This window comes from Lysobacter enzymogenes (genome assembly GCF_017355525.1).
Lineage (GTDB): Bacteria > Pseudomonadota > Gammaproteobacteria > Xanthomonadales > Xanthomonadaceae > Lysobacter > Lysobacter enzymogenes_C.
In genome coordinates this window covers 4,428,636-4,442,006 of the sequence record NZ_CP067395.1, presented here as the reverse complement: position 1 = coordinate 4,442,006, position 13,371 = coordinate 4,428,636, and the positions used below count along the sequence as shown (strand labels likewise).

Below are 13,371 nucleotides of genomic sequence, written 5' to 3'. Positions count from 1 at the left end.
CGCCATGTCCGAACCGCGCAAGCACGTCGTCATCGTCGGCGGCGGGTTCGGCGGACTGTGGGCGACGCGCGCACTGGCCTCGGCGCCGGTGCGCATCACCCTGATCGACCGCCGCAACCACCATCTGTTCCAACCGCTGCTGTACCAGGTCGCCACCGCCGGCCTGTCGTCGCCGGACATCGCCGCGCCGCTGCGCCACATCCTGCGCAAGCAGGCCAACGTCGAAGTGCGCCTGGGCGAGGTGACCGGCATCGACGCCGCCGCGCGCCAGGTGACGCTGGCCGACGGCGACGCCATCGGCTACGACTTCCTGCTGCTCGCCAGCGGCGCCACCCACGCCTATTTCGGCCACGACGAATGGTCGGCGCACGCGCCGGGCCTGAAGACGCTCGACGACGCCCTGCACATCCGCCGCCGCGTGCTGCTCGCGTTCGAACGCGCCGAAGCCGCGCAGACCGAGGAAGAACGCGACGCGTGGCTGCATTTCGCCGTCGTCGGCGGCGGCCCGACCGGCGTGGAGATGGCCGGCACCCTGGCCGAGATCGCGCGCAAGACCCTGCGCCGCGAGTTCCGCCGCATCGACCCGGCCAAGGCGCGGGTGCGCCTGATCGAAGCCGGCCCGCGGGTGCTGGCGAGCTTTCCCGAATCGCTGTCGGAGAAGGCCCGCGCGCAACTGCAACGGCTCGGCGTGGAAGTTTCCACCGGCACGCCGGTCGGCGCGATCGACGCGAACGGCTACACCCTCGGCGCCGAGTTCGTTCCGGCGCGCACGGTGCTGTGGGCGGCCGGCGTCGCCGCATCGCCGCTCGGCGCGCTGCTCGACGCGCCGCGCGACCGCGCCGGCCGCGTGCAGGTGCTGCCCGACCTCAGCGTGCCCGGCCATCCGGAGATCTTCGTCGCCGGCGACCTGGCCAGCCTGCAGCAAGCCGACGGCAAGCCGGTGCCCGGCGTGGCGCCGGCGGCCAAGCAGATGGGCAGCCACGTCGCCCGCAGCATCCGCGCGCGCGTGCTCGGCCAAGCCGCGCCGGCGCCGTTCCGCTACGTCGACTTCGGCAACCTCGCCACCATCGGCCGCCGCGCCGCGGTGGTCGACCTACGCGGACTGCACTTCTCCGGCGTGCTGGCGTGGTCGTTCTGGCTGGCCGCGCACGTGTTCTTCCTGATCGGCTTCCGCAACCGCCTGCTGGTGCTGCTGAACTGGTCGTGGGCGTACTACACCTACCAACGCCACGCCCGCATCATTCTCGGCGGCGCCGGCGATGCGCCGGCGGATTCGGACGACTGAAGCGCTCGGCGAACGCAACCCAGCGGCGCATCCGTCGGCCGCAACGAAAAAGGGCGCCTCGGGGGCGCCCTTTCCATTCGTGCGACGCGTTCGCGCCGGCTCAGGTGTAACCGTCGAGGTAGTACGCGGTGGCCTGCACCTGCCGGCTCGCGCCCGTGTCCAGGTCGGTGATCGTCGCCTGCAGGATCGCCACGCCGTCGCCCAGGCGGTCGGTGGCGATCTGCACCGCGCACGCCGAATAGATGCACGAGGCGACGACCGCGTTGGTTTCCAGGTTGCGCCAGACGTAGCTGTAGTTGCCCGCCGGCAGCCCGGTCACGCTGAACACCGCCACCGACGGATCGTGCGCGCCGTTGGGCACCCACAGCGACGTGCAGCTGTCGGCGGTGGCGATGTCGAAGCGGAAGGTATCGACATAACACTCCATGCCGGCGTTGCTCAGATCGCCGGCGCGGGCCGGCTCGGCGTAACCCATGGCCAGGGCGAGCGCGACCGCGCTCAGTCCGATCATTGCGTTGATGCGCATGAAACTCTCCTTGTTCGATCGACGAAGACGCGCTGCGCGCACGCCGAGCGGAACCGGCGACGCGCAACGGCGGCGGCGCCGCCGCTGCGCGCCGGTTCGATCAGTTGTAGCCGTCCCAATACCAGGCCGTCGCATCCAGCGCGCGCTGCGCGCCGGTGGCCAGATCGGTCACCACCACCCGCGCGCGCGCCTCGCCGTCGCCGCGGGTTTCGGTGGCGATCGGCACGATGCAGTACTCCGCATTGCCGCAGCCGCTCGGCGTCCGCCCGGTTTCCAGATCGGTCCAGGCGTAGCTGTAGCTGCCCGCCGGCAAGCCGGCCACCGAGAACATCGCCACCGACGGATTGTTCGCGGTGCCCGGCGTCCAGGTGCTGTGGCACCAATCCGCTTGCGGCACATCGAAAGCGTAGGTATCGACATAGCACGTCAGTTGCGCGCCGCTCAGATCGCCCGCGCGTGCGGGCGCGACCGACGACAGCGACAGCGCAGCGGCGAATCCGGCCGCGATCAGCATCTTGCCAACTTCCATGACCCCCTCCTTTTGGTTGTTGTGGACCGGCGCGCCGAGCGCGCCGGCGCCGCAGTCTCAGGCCGGCGCGCGCGCACCGGCAAGGACGGGGCCGCGGCGATGCGACGCCGCTTGCAGTTCTCATCCGCCGGCGCGTGGCCGCGGCGGCGTAGTGGCGGACGCGCGCAACCGCGAATGGCGGCAGCGGGCGATCCGCGCCCGACGCCGGCTCGACGCGCGGCTCAGTTGACGCCGTCGTAATAGCGCGCGGTCGCCTGCACCGACTTGCTCTCGCCGGTGTCGAGGTCGGTGACCGTCGCGCCGAGGATGGCCTTGCCGTCGCCGCGGGTCTCGGTCGCGATCGAAATCCAGCAGTAATTGCTGTTGGCGCAGCTCGGCATCGGCTGGTTGATCTCGACGTTGCGCCAGGCGATCGAATAGCGCCCCGGCTGCAGGCCGGTCACCTCGAAATAGGCGGTGCTGGGATTGGTGGCGCGGGAGGGGATCCAATACGCTTCGCAGCGCTGCGGCTGCGGGACGTCCCAGTCCGCGGTTTCGATGTAGCAGGTGACCACCGCGTTGCTGACGTTGCCGGCCTGCGCCGGCGGGCTGTGCGACAAGGCGGACAGCGACAGCAGCGCGCCCAGTACAACCCATTTGTTCGCTTGCATAGAGCCTCCGTTGGCTTGCGGATACGGACGGACCGGCGCCGTCGCGGGGGGGCCGCAACGGCGCACGGGCGGGCGATGCGTCGATCGCTCGGATCAGTACTCGCAAAACGCGGCGCAAACGGCTCATGCGAAAACGGTCAGGCCCGAACGCGGGCGCGGTCGGTCGGTCGGCGCGAGCGCCGCGCCTGCGCGAACGGCCCCGCGCAGGCGCGCGCCGACTCAGTCGCGCTCGATCCGGCACAGGAAGCAGCCGTAAGCCGCGTTGTGCGCGTCGATGCGGGCGACGCGCGGATCGGCGAGGATTTCCTCCACCGCCGCTTCGCCCTGCTCGCCCTCGCACACGCGCGCCTGCAGCAGCCAGCCCTCGGCGTCGTACACGCGCAGCGACAGGCGGCGGCTGCGCAGCAGCTCCGGCAGGCGGTTGCGCAGGGTCGGCGCGCGCTCGCCGCGCTCGCGCACGAAGATCGGGCCGCTGGCGCGGTACGGGCCGTCGCGGTGGTGCTCGAAGGTCAGCAGCAGCAGGGTTTCGCCGGCCGCCGCCTCGCTCAGCGAGACCCGGCACGGATAGCCGCGCGGCGAGTCGGCCACGACCCGGCGCATGCCGTGTGCGCGCAGCGCCTCGTCGTCGAGCGCGAACAGCGGGGCGAAGGCGTCCGGGGCGAGGCCGTCGATTCGGTAAGCGTGCATGGCAGGTTCCTCGTTGGGTACGACGCCACCTTAGGTCCGCGGCGGCCGCGCCGATATCCGCGTCTTGCGCAGCCGTTGCTGCGCGCGCCAGCGAACGATTAGGCTGATGCGCATAACGGCGCGCCGGCGCGCCCGGTCAAAGGAGGACCGCATGAGCACGCTCCACGCAATCGACACGGACCCGTCGCGGCGCCGCCTTGTGCTGCCGTTGCTGATACTGACCCTGGCCGCGGCCGCCTGTTCGGCGCAGGAGCCGGCGGCGCCGCGCGCCGCGCGCGAGTTCGAAGCCGCGGCGCCGGCGGCCGCAACGGCGGCCAAAGCGTCGCTGTCCGCCGAGGATTTCCTCGCCCAAGTCGAGGCCGAGAGCGAGGGCTCCGCAGCCTTCAACGAACGCCATCGGCCGCTGCAATTCTCCGGCCGCCTCGATCAGGCCGTAAGCGAGCTGGTCGCCTACGGCGAACAAGGCGGCGCCGCGCGCCGTTTCGCGATCGGCAACATGCTGTGGTCGCTGGCGCCCGACGCGTCGTTGAGCCTGCACCGCAGCGCCGACGCGTTGCAGCCGGACCAGCCGGAAATCCTCTACGAACTGGCCCTGCACTACACCCGCAAGGACGACTGCGCCGCCGCGCTGCCGCTGTGGAAACGCCTGCAGGCGAGCCGCGTCGGCATTCCCGCGCAGGCGACCTACATCGCCGCGTATTGCCACCTCGCCGGCGACCCGCAGGCGGCGGTCGAAATCGTCGACGCCTCCAAGGTCGACAGTCACCACGTCGGCGCCGAAAAGATGTCGTTCGAAGTGTTCGGCGGCCCTTCCGATCTGAGCCGCTTCGACCGCGACTATCGCGACGCCGCCAGCGGCGACCGCGGCGCGCTGGAGCGCCTGCTCGCGCGTTCGTTCGACTGGCAGACCGACTGGTGGAACCACGCGCCGCAGCCTTCCGCGCAGGACGCGGCGATCGCGCTGGCGCGCGCGCAATGGAACCCGCAGCAGCGCGAGCGCCAGGAGTGGGACTGCCTGTGGCCGAAACTGCGCGACAGCGAGCGTGCGTTCGAATCCGCCGATCTCGACCGCTGCCGCGTGCTGGTCGGCGGCCATCCGTATCCGGCCAGCTCGGCGCTGGGATTGGTGGCGCTGGGCCGGCTGGTCGCGCGCAGCGAACAACCGCCGGACTTCGCCGCGCTGCTGGCCCGCCACGGCGGCACCCTGCGCGAACGCGCCACCGGCAAGGCCGGCGACCTCGAAGCGCTGCGCGTGCTGGCGTATCTGCAGCAAGGCGCCGGCGACGCCGCCGGCCTGGCGCAGAGCGACGAACTCGGCTGGAAGCGCTACCGCGATCCGCGCTTCGCGCTGAGCCGCGTGCAGCACGCCGAACCGGAGCCGGGCGTCGCGCCGGACCCGGCGTATCGCGCCATGCTCGCGCAGGCGGCGCGGGATTTTCCGCACGCGCCGCTGTATCCGATGCTGGAAGCGGTCTACCGCGCCCTCCCCGGCGATCCGCCGGCGGCCGACGTCGCCCGCGTGCTTCAGGCCGAAACCCGGACCCTGGACCTGAGCGTGCGCAACGGCGACCTGCGCTCGCATTCGCAGCTCAAAGCGCTGTACCGGCGGCTGGCGAAGACGTTGGCAGAGGAAAAAGCCAACGCCGGCGCGACCCAACGCGCGCAGTCCGGCAGCGCGGACGCGAACGCACCGGCCAAGACATAACGACGGGCGCGCACAAACGAAAACGGCCCGGGTCGCCCCGGGCCGTCCGCGTTTTCGGCGTTGGCTTGCGGCTTACGCCGCGAACAGACCGCGCATCTTCTTCAGCGCATTCGCCTCGATCTGGCGGATGCGCTCGGCGCTGACGCCGTACTCGTCGGCCAGCTCCTGCAGCGTGATCTTGCTGTCGGCATCGAGCCAGCGGCGCTTGATGATGTCGCGCGAACGCGCATCCAGGCCGGCCATGCCTTCGCGCAGCAGCGCCAGCTGGTTGTCTTCCTCGTCCTCGCGCTCGTAGCTCTGCGAGGGGTCTTCGTCGGCGGCGCGCAGGTACGCGGCCGGCGACGGCGGCGCGTGGTCGTCGTCCTCGTCGCTGGGCGCGTCGAAGCCGATGTCGCGGCCGGACAGGCGCGACTCCATCTCCATCACTTCGCGCTCGGAGACGTTGAGGTCGAGGGCGACCTGACGCACTTCCTCGGCGTTCATCCAGCCCAGGCGGGTCTTGGACTTGCGCAGGTTGAAGAACAGCTTGCGCTGGGCCTTGGTCGTGGCGACCTTGACGATGCGCCAGTTCTTGAGGATGAACTCGTGCATCTCGGCGCGGATCCAGTGCACCGCGAAGGAGACCAGACGCACGCCCTGGTCGGGGTCGAAGCGCTTGACCGCCTTCATCAGGCCGATGTTGCCTTCCTGGATGAGGTCGCCGATCTGCAGGCCGTAGCCGTTGTAGCCGCGGGCCACGTGGACCACGAAGCGCAGATGGGAATGGACGAGTTCGCGGGCCGCGTCGAGGTCTTCGTCGTCGCGGAAGCGGCGGGCCAACGCCTGCTCGTTCTCGACGCTGAGCACCGGGATCTGGTGCACCGCGCCGATGTATGCATCCAGCGAACCGAGCGCGCTGGGCACAGGCAGGTTGTTGGCGACAAGAGCAGAGGATTGGGCGATAGAGGTCATGGCAGCGATCTTAGCAGTCGGCCTATAGGACTGCTAAAGGTGGGGGAAGTTCCGCAGTGTTGCGCGATTGGAACGGCGGGCGGGGGCGCAGATGGCGCGCGTTCAGATATGGGACGCGGCGGCGGGCGACGGCTGCGGCCAAGTCCGGCGACTATGCCTGGGCGCGCCTGACGGCTGGCGAAATATCTTGAATATCAACTGGTTAAAACGGCGCGATGGCCGGCGCATCGACGCGACCGCGGCCGTGGCGCCCGGCCTGTCGGCCTGCGGCGGGGCGAATCCTTACAACATTTGATGTGGGGAGATAGACGCAGGCCGAATCTCAATTTCGAAAGAGACTTTCCGAAGCGTGACGCCCAAAGCTTCCAACCCGGCGCGGACGCCACACCCACCGTCCCGGCTGGCGCACCATCGCCAGCCCGTTCGCGCGGCCTCGAACGGCGGCAAGGTCCGCAAACAGGCGGCGCGATATCCTGCGGAAAAACGCCTGCCGGCCCACCCGCGCGAGGGCCAGCGCAGCGCCCCGCGCGTGCGAACGCCCTCCCCTCAAGAAACCGACCCCATGCCATTGAGCGTCAAAACGCCGCTGCTCGAATCCCTCCCGCTGTCGCGCGCCATCGGCGCCAGGGCCTGGCTCAAGATGGAAGCCATGCAGCCGTCCGGGTCGTTCAAGATCCGCGGCATCGGCCACGCCTGCGAGCACTACCGCGCGCAAGGCGCGCAGCGCTTCCTGTCGTCCTCCGGCGGCAACGCCGGCCTGGCCGTCGCTTACGCGGGCCGCAAGCTCGGCGTGCCGGTGCTGGTGGTGGTTCCGGAAACCACGACCGAACGCGCGCGGCGCCTGCTCGATGCGGAAGGCGCCGAAGTGATCGTGCACGGGACGTCGTGGTTCGAAGCGAACCGCTACGCGCAGTCGCTGAAAACCGCGCAGGACGCGTTCCTGCACCCGTTCGACGACCCGCTGCTGTGGCAGGGCCACGCCACCTTGATCGACGAGGTGGTCGCCGACGGGCTGCGCCCGGACGCGGTGGTGCTGTGCGTCGGCGGCGGCGGCTTGCTGGCGGGCGTCGCCGAAGGCATGCGCCGCAGCGGACTCGACGAGGTGCCGATCTATGCCGCGGAAACCGAAGGCATGGCCTCGTTCGCCGCGGCCGTCGACGCCGGCCGGCCAGTCGAGCTGCCGGCGCTGTCGGGCGTGGCGACCTCGCTCGGCGCGCGCCAGGTGTGCGAGCGCGCGTTCGCGCTGACCCGCGAACGGCCGGTGATTCCGTTGCAGGTCAGCGACCGCGAAGCGGTCGACGCCTGCCTGGCTTTCCTCGACGACCACCGCACCCTGGTCGAACCGGCCTGCGGCGCGTCGCTGGCGCTGCTGTACGCGAACCGGCTTCCGCCCGGCGTGGCGGGCAACGTGCTGGTCGTGGTTTGCGGCGGATCGACCGCGACCGTGGAGTCTCTGTCCCGGTTCGGGGGATAAGCCGCCGCGCCGGCGTGCGGCGCGGCCGCGCACCGGTCCGGCCGGCTCGGGCGCCTCGCCGGCATCGTCGGCATCGTCGGCATCGTCGGATCCAATGCCAAAACGCGCGTTTCGGCCACGGTTGACGCCGCTGCGCCGAAATCGCGATCTATCGCGCGATTCGCATCACGTTTCGACAATGATTTGTTCGCGTTTCGCTCTTGCGACCGCTTTGCCGGATTGGGCGTACTGACGGGGCGCCGGCCGCACGCGCCGGCCCGACCCGGGGACCCCATCGATGATCCGTTCGACCACCCGCCGCCCGCCGCGGCGCAGCCCGCTGTTGACCGCTCTGGCCGTGGCCCTGGCCGCGCCGCTGTTCGCCCCCGCCGTCCTGGCCCAGCAGGCCGCCGCGCCGGCGCCGGCGCCGGCCGAGCGCAACGCCACCGAACTGGAAGGCATCAAGGTCACCGCCTCGCGCATCCCGCGCAGCGGCTTCGACACCCTGGAACCGGCCGGCGTGGTCTCCGGCGAATCGGTGCGCGAGCGCGGCATGACCAACGTCGCCGACGCGCTGAACCAGACCGTCGGCTTCGGCATCGGCCAGACCCCGGAAGGCGGCCAGGGCAACTTCGCCGGCGGCGTCAATTTCGTGAACCGCTTCGGCCTCGGCAGCAACCGCACCCTGACCCTGCTCAACGGCCGGCGCATGGTGACCTCGCGCGCGCTGACCAACTTCGGCTTTTCCGCCGGCTCGCAGGTCGACCTCAACGCGATCCCGGTGCAGATGATCGACCGGGTCGAGAACGTCGCCATCGGCGGCGCGCCGACCTACGGTTCCGACGCGATCGCCGGCGTGGTCAACGTGATCCTCAAGGACCGCTTCCAGGGCGTGGAAGCCAACTTCAACTACGGCATCAGCGACCACGGCGACAACGAGCGCCTGGGCTACAGCGTGCTGGCCGGCGCCGACTTCGCCGACGGCCGCGGCAACCTCATGGTCGGCGCGTCCTACGACGACAGCCAGGGCCTGGTGCGCTCGGACCGCACCGATTTCGCCCGCGCCTACGCGTTCCCCGCGAACCCGAACGCGGCGCAGATGCGCGCCAACCAGCCGGGCCGCAATCCCGCCAACGACGGCCGCGTGCACGGCAACGTTCCGTTCGACACCGGCCCGGAGGACGGCATCCCCGGCACCGTGCTGATCCGCGACGCGCGCACCTTCACCACCACCTTCGGCGGCCTGATCCTGCCGGTCAGCGGCGCGGTCACCCTGCCCGGCGGCGCCTTGCGCGGCTTCGGCCCGAACCAGCGCACCTACCTGCAATTCGCGCCGAACGGCAATCTGGTGCCGTACGACCCCGGCGTGAACTTCGGCACCAGCACCGCCTCGGGCGGCCAGGGCCTGAACACCGCCGACATCACTGCGCTGCTGACCAGCCTCAAGCGCCAGACGGTCAACGTGATCGGCCACTTCGACGTCGCCGACAACGTGCGCCTGTTCGCCGAAGGCCTGCATTACCAGGCCGACGCCGATCCGCCGGTCGACATCGCCACCACCGGCAACACCACCGCCGGCACCCGCCTCAACAGCGCGCTGATCGTGCAGTCGACCCATCCGCTGCTCAACGCGCAAGCGCGCCAGCAGTTGCAGGCGCTGGGCATCGGCAGCTTCCGCCTGGCCCGCACCTCGGCCGACCTCGGCCTGACTCCGGACCGCACCCACAGCACCATCGACCGCATCGTGGTCGGCGCGCGCGGCGACTTCGAACTGTGGTCGCGGCCGTTCGACTGGGAAGTCTCGGCCAACTACGGCCGGATGAAGGCTTACACCTCGTCGGTGTCGCTGAACCAGCAGAACTTCATCAACGCGATCAACGTCGGCAACGTCGGCGGCCGCCTGGTGTGCGATCCGAACGCGCGCAACGCGGTCTATGCCGCCAGCGCCGGCGCCAACTCGAACCCCGTCGCCGATCCCAACTGCGTGCCGCTGGACCTGTTCGGCCAGGGCCGCCCGTCGGCCGAGGCGATCAACTACATCACCGGCATCCAGCGCACCGATTTCGAACAGAAGCAGAAGGTGTTCAGCGCCTTCGTCAGCGGCCCGGTCGCCGAGTTGTGGAGCGGCCCGCTCAACGTCGCGCTCGGCTACGAGTACCGGGTCGAGGAAGGCGGCTTCACCCCGAACGACTTCACCCGCCGCGGCCTCGGCCGTTCGGTCGCCATTCCCTCGCTCAACGGCAAGTACCACACCAACGAGTACTACGCCGAGGCGATGCTGCCGCTGGTGTCGCCGGACGCGAACCTCCCCGGCCTGCACCGGCTCGACATCACCGGCAAGTTCCGCCGCGTCGACAACAGCGTCAACGGCGGCTTCAACGCCTACACCTACGGCCTGCAATGGGAGCCGCTGCCGGGGCTGCAGATCCGCGGCAACAAGACCCGCTCGCTGCGCGCGCCGGTCATCACCGAGCTGTTCCTGCCGCAGGTCGAGCTGTTCCAGACCACCTCCGACCCCTGCGACCGCCGCAACGTCACCGGCGGCCCGGACCCGGCCACGCGCGCGCGCAATTGCGCGGCGTTCTATCAGCAGTACGGCCTCAACCCGGTCGACTTCCAGCAGAACAGCGCCACCGCGCGCGGCGCGCGCCAGGGCGAGCCGAACCTGCGCAACGAGGCGGCCGATTCGTGGACCGCGGGTTTCGTCTGGCAGCCGGAGTCCGTCAAAGGGCTGCGCCTGGCGGTGGACTACAACGAGGTCAAGCTCAAGGACCAGATCTTCGCCCAGAGCATCAACGACGTGCTGTCGGCCTGCTACGACAACAGCCAGTTCAACCCGGCCAACGTCAACAACGCCAATTACTACTGCGAGCAGGTCAAGCGCAACGCCGACGGCCAGTTCGACATCGTCGCGGTGCGCTACCGCAACGGCGACTTCATCCACTTCCAGGGCGTCACCGGCGAGCTGGCGTACCGCTGGGACGCCGGCGACTGGGGCCGTTTCGATTTCAGCGCCAACGCGCTGTGGGTCAAGCGCTTCGAAAGCTCGACCACCGGCGTGAGCGTGGACGACGACGCCGGCGAGATCGGCATGGCCAAGCGCCAGTACCAGTTCGGCGTGGACTACCAGAAGGACAGGCTCGGGCTGAACCTCAACGCGCGTTATCTGAGCGCCTCGGTGTTCGACAACGAGGACACCGTGGAATCCCGCGACGTGCTGCGCGCGCCGTCGTACTGGCTGCTCGGCGCCGGCGCGAACTACCGGTTCGGCGACAACGTGCGGGTCAACTTCGCGGTGCAGAACCTGCTCGACAAGGATCCGCCGCTGGGGACCACGCCGAGCGAACTGGGCATCGGCACCTACGACATCCTCGGCCGGCGCTACAGCCTCAGCGTGACCTACCGGTTCGACTGACGCGTGCGCTGCGCGCGGCCGGCTTCGCCCGAAGCCGGCCGGGCCGCGCCGCCGGCGCGGCGACGGCGGCGCGGTGTTAGGCTCGGCGCGAACTCCGCGTCCGCGAACCATGATCCAGCGCCGACTCCAACACGACCGAACCGGCTGCGGGCTGGCCTGCGTGGCGATGCTGGCCGGCATCGGCTACGCCCAGGCGCGCACCCTGGCGCGGGCGCTGGCGATCGGCCCGCGTCCGTACCGCTACCGCGCCGGCGGCGGGCTGCGCACCGCGCGCGCGGGTTGGCTCACCGATGCGCGGCAACTGCGGCGGATGCTGACGGTGCTGCGCATCCGCAGCGGCGCCGAGCGCGCGGTCGGCGACTGGAGCGAGTGCGACGGCGATGGCTTGGTCGCGATCAATGCGCGCGAAGACGGCACCTGGCATTGGGTGGTGTACCTGCACGACGCGGGTTCGCCGCGCGTGCTCGATCCGAACCCGCGCCTGCGCCGCGGCGAGCGCCGCGATTTCGGCCGCATGCGGCCGGCGCGGTTCGTTCCGGTCGAGACGCGGCCCCTGTAGGAGCGGCGCGAGCCGCGACCGCGACAACGCAACTACGCCGGAACTTCCGTGGTGATTGCGGTGTCGCGGTCGCGGCTCGCGCCGCTCCTACAGGGGGCACCGTTACTCCGAACCCATCCGCGCCAGATCGCGCGCGAACGCGCGCGTCGCCGGCCGGATCTCGTCCGCATCGATGACCCCGTAACCGAAGGTGATCGCCGGCTGCGCCGGCGCGTGCATCGCGTACTCGGCGATCGATTGCGCGCCCGGCATATGCCGCGGCAGCCGCGCCAGGATCGCCGGCGCCAGCGCCGGGTCGCGGATGCGCGCGGCCAGATGCATGCCGGCTTCCGACGGGATCGACTGCAGCCACGGCGCCAGTTCGGCGTCGAGCGCGGCCAGCAAGGCCTCACGCCGCGGCGCATAGACCGCGCGCATGCGTCGCACGTGCCGGGCCAGATGGCCGTCGCGGATGAACGCGGCCAGCACCGACTGGGTGATGGTGTCGCTGTGCGAATCGGCGCAGTGCTTGACCGTGATCAGGGCATCGCGCGCCCAGCGCGGGGCGACGATGAAGCCTTTGCGCAACGACGGGAACAGGCTCTTGGAGAAGGTGCCGATGTAGAAAACCAGGCCATCGCGGTCGAGCGTCTGCAACGCGTCCAGCGGCCGGCTGCCGAAGCGGAACTCGCCGTCGTAGTCGTCCTCGATCACCAGCGCGTTGCGCTGGCGGGCGAAGTCGAGCAGCGCGCGACGGCGGCGCAGCGACAACGCCACGCCGGTCGGGGACTGGTGCGAGGGGGTCACGCTGACGACCCGCACGTCGTCCGGCAACTGGTCCACGCACAGGCCTTCCTCGTCGACCGGCATCGGCGCCAGGCGCGCGCCGGCGGCGGCGAACGCGGCGCGGATCGGCGGGTAGCCGGGCTCCTCCACCGCGACCCGGGTTTCGCCCGGCGTCACCAGCAGGCGCGCGAGCAGGTCGAAGGCCTGCTGCGCGCCCGAGGTCACCACCACGTCGTCGCCGGTGCAGGCGACGGCGCGGGCGAAAGCGACGTGCTGGGCGATGGCGTGGCGCAGTTCGGCGATGCCTTCCGACGGCGGGTAGCTGAAGCGGGTCTTCGACCAGGTCCGCAGCGATTGCGCCGACAGCCGCCGCCAGATGTCGTGCGGGAAGTGGCGGTGATCGGGAATGCCGAGGCGGAAGCAGCGCTCGGGCAACTGCCGCGGCGGGTCGGGACGCAGGAACGGCGTGCGCCACAGCGGGTTCAGGCGCGCGTCTTCGAGCCCGGGCGCCAGCGTCCGCGGCGCGCGCCGGTCGCGGCGCGCGGCGACGTCGGCGACGACCGCCTTGGCGCCCTGGCGCGGGCTGACGTAACCCTCGGCGATCAGCAGGTCGTAGGCGGCGACCACGGTGTTGCGGGCGATGCCGAGCCCGGCCGCGACCTGGCGCGTCGCCGGCAGCGCCGCGCCCGCGGCCAGGCGGCCGTCGAGGATGGCCGCGCGCAGTTGCTGGTGCAGTTCGTGGGTCAGGTTGCCCTGGCCGCGCGCCGGCAGGCTCAGCGCGAACTCGAATACGCTGCGCTCGGAAACTGGCTCCATGAAATCGATCCGTTTTGGCCCAGCCGGGGC

At 70.8% G+C, this 13,371-nt stretch carries 11 protein-coding genes; 5 read left to right on the top strand and 6 right to left on the bottom strand.

Annotation, left to right across the window (positions count from 1 at the left end; all coding sequences use genetic code 11):
* Positions 1-4 precede the first annotated feature (4 nt).
* A complete protein-coding gene (locus JHW38_RS18735) occupies positions 5-1,285 on the top strand; it encodes an NAD(P)/FAD-dependent oxidoreductase (protein ID WP_207522828.1) in 1,281 nt (426 codons plus the stop codon).
* Positions 1,286-1,385: 100 nt separating this feature from the next.
* Here the strand turns inward: JHW38_RS18735 and JHW38_RS18730 are convergent, their stop codons facing one another.
* From JHW38_RS18730 to JHW38_RS18715, 4 genes are all read right to left on the bottom strand, one after another.
* Positions 1,386-1,811 carry a hypothetical protein gene (locus JHW38_RS18730; protein WP_207522827.1) on the bottom strand — a complete coding sequence of 142 codons (426 nt, stop codon included), beginning with the start codon at positions 1,809-1,811 and terminating at the stop codon, positions 1,386-1,388.
* Between the two features lie 100 nt (positions 1,812-1,911).
* Positions 1,912-2,340: a hypothetical protein gene (locus JHW38_RS18725; RefSeq protein WP_207522826.1), complete on the bottom strand. Its 429-nt coding sequence runs from the start codon at positions 2,338-2,340 to the stop codon at positions 1,912-1,914.
* 221 nt (positions 2,341-2,561) lie between these two features.
* Positions 2,562-2,990 (bottom strand): hypothetical protein, encoded by a 429-nt coding sequence (locus JHW38_RS18720; protein ID WP_207522825.1) that lies wholly within the window; start codon positions 2,988-2,990, stop codon positions 2,562-2,564.
* A 219-nt stretch (positions 2,991-3,209) separates the two neighbouring features.
* On the bottom strand, positions 3,210-3,677 hold the full coding sequence (locus JHW38_RS18715; protein WP_207522824.1) for a DUF1203 domain-containing protein: 468 nt from the start codon (positions 3,675-3,677) through the stop codon (positions 3,210-3,212).
* A 151-nt stretch (positions 3,678-3,828) separates the two neighbouring features.
* On the opposite strand from JHW38_RS18715, the gene JHW38_RS18710 reads away from it, so the two are divergent.
* Entirely contained in the window at positions 3,829-5,382 is a 1,554-nt protein-coding gene (locus JHW38_RS18710) for a hypothetical protein (protein ID WP_207522823.1), read from the top strand.
* Positions 5,383-5,454: 72 nt separating this feature from the next.
* Here the strand turns inward: JHW38_RS18710 and rpoH are convergent, their stop codons facing one another.
* Positions 5,455-6,333, bottom strand: a complete 879-nt coding sequence (gene rpoH / locus JHW38_RS18705; protein ID WP_207522822.1) for an RNA polymerase sigma factor RpoH — start codon at positions 6,331-6,333, stop codon at positions 5,455-5,457.
* Positions 6,334-6,895: 562 nt separating this feature from the next.
* On the opposite strand from rpoH, the gene JHW38_RS18700 reads away from it, so the two are divergent.
* The 3 genes from JHW38_RS18700 to JHW38_RS18690 all read left to right on the top strand — a co-directional run bounded on the left by JHW38_RS18700 (position 6,896) and on the right by JHW38_RS18690 (position 11,760).
* Positions 6,896-7,807 carry a pyridoxal-phosphate dependent enzyme gene (locus tag JHW38_RS18700; protein WP_207522821.1) on the top strand — a complete coding sequence of 304 codons (912 nt, stop codon included), beginning with the start codon at positions 6,896-6,898 and terminating at the stop codon, positions 7,805-7,807.
* Between the two features lie 277 nt (positions 7,808-8,084).
* Complete coding sequence (locus JHW38_RS18695; RefSeq protein ID WP_207522820.1) at positions 8,085-11,201, top strand: TonB-dependent receptor domain-containing protein; 3,117 nt, start codon at positions 8,085-8,087, stop codon at positions 11,199-11,201.
* Positions 11,202-11,310: 109 nt separating this feature from the next.
* Positions 11,311-11,760 carry a hypothetical protein gene (locus tag JHW38_RS18690; protein ID WP_207522819.1) on the top strand — a complete coding sequence of 150 codons (450 nt, stop codon included), beginning with the start codon at positions 11,311-11,313 and terminating at the stop codon, positions 11,758-11,760.
* Positions 11,761-11,862: 102 nt separating this feature from the next.
* On the opposite strand, the gene JHW38_RS18685 is transcribed toward JHW38_RS18690, so the two are convergent.
* On the bottom strand, positions 11,863-13,341 hold the full coding sequence (locus tag JHW38_RS18685) for a PLP-dependent aminotransferase family protein (RefSeq protein ID WP_207522818.1): 1,479 nt from the start codon (positions 13,339-13,341) through the stop codon (positions 11,863-11,865).
* Positions 13,342-13,371 lie beyond the last annotated feature (30 nt).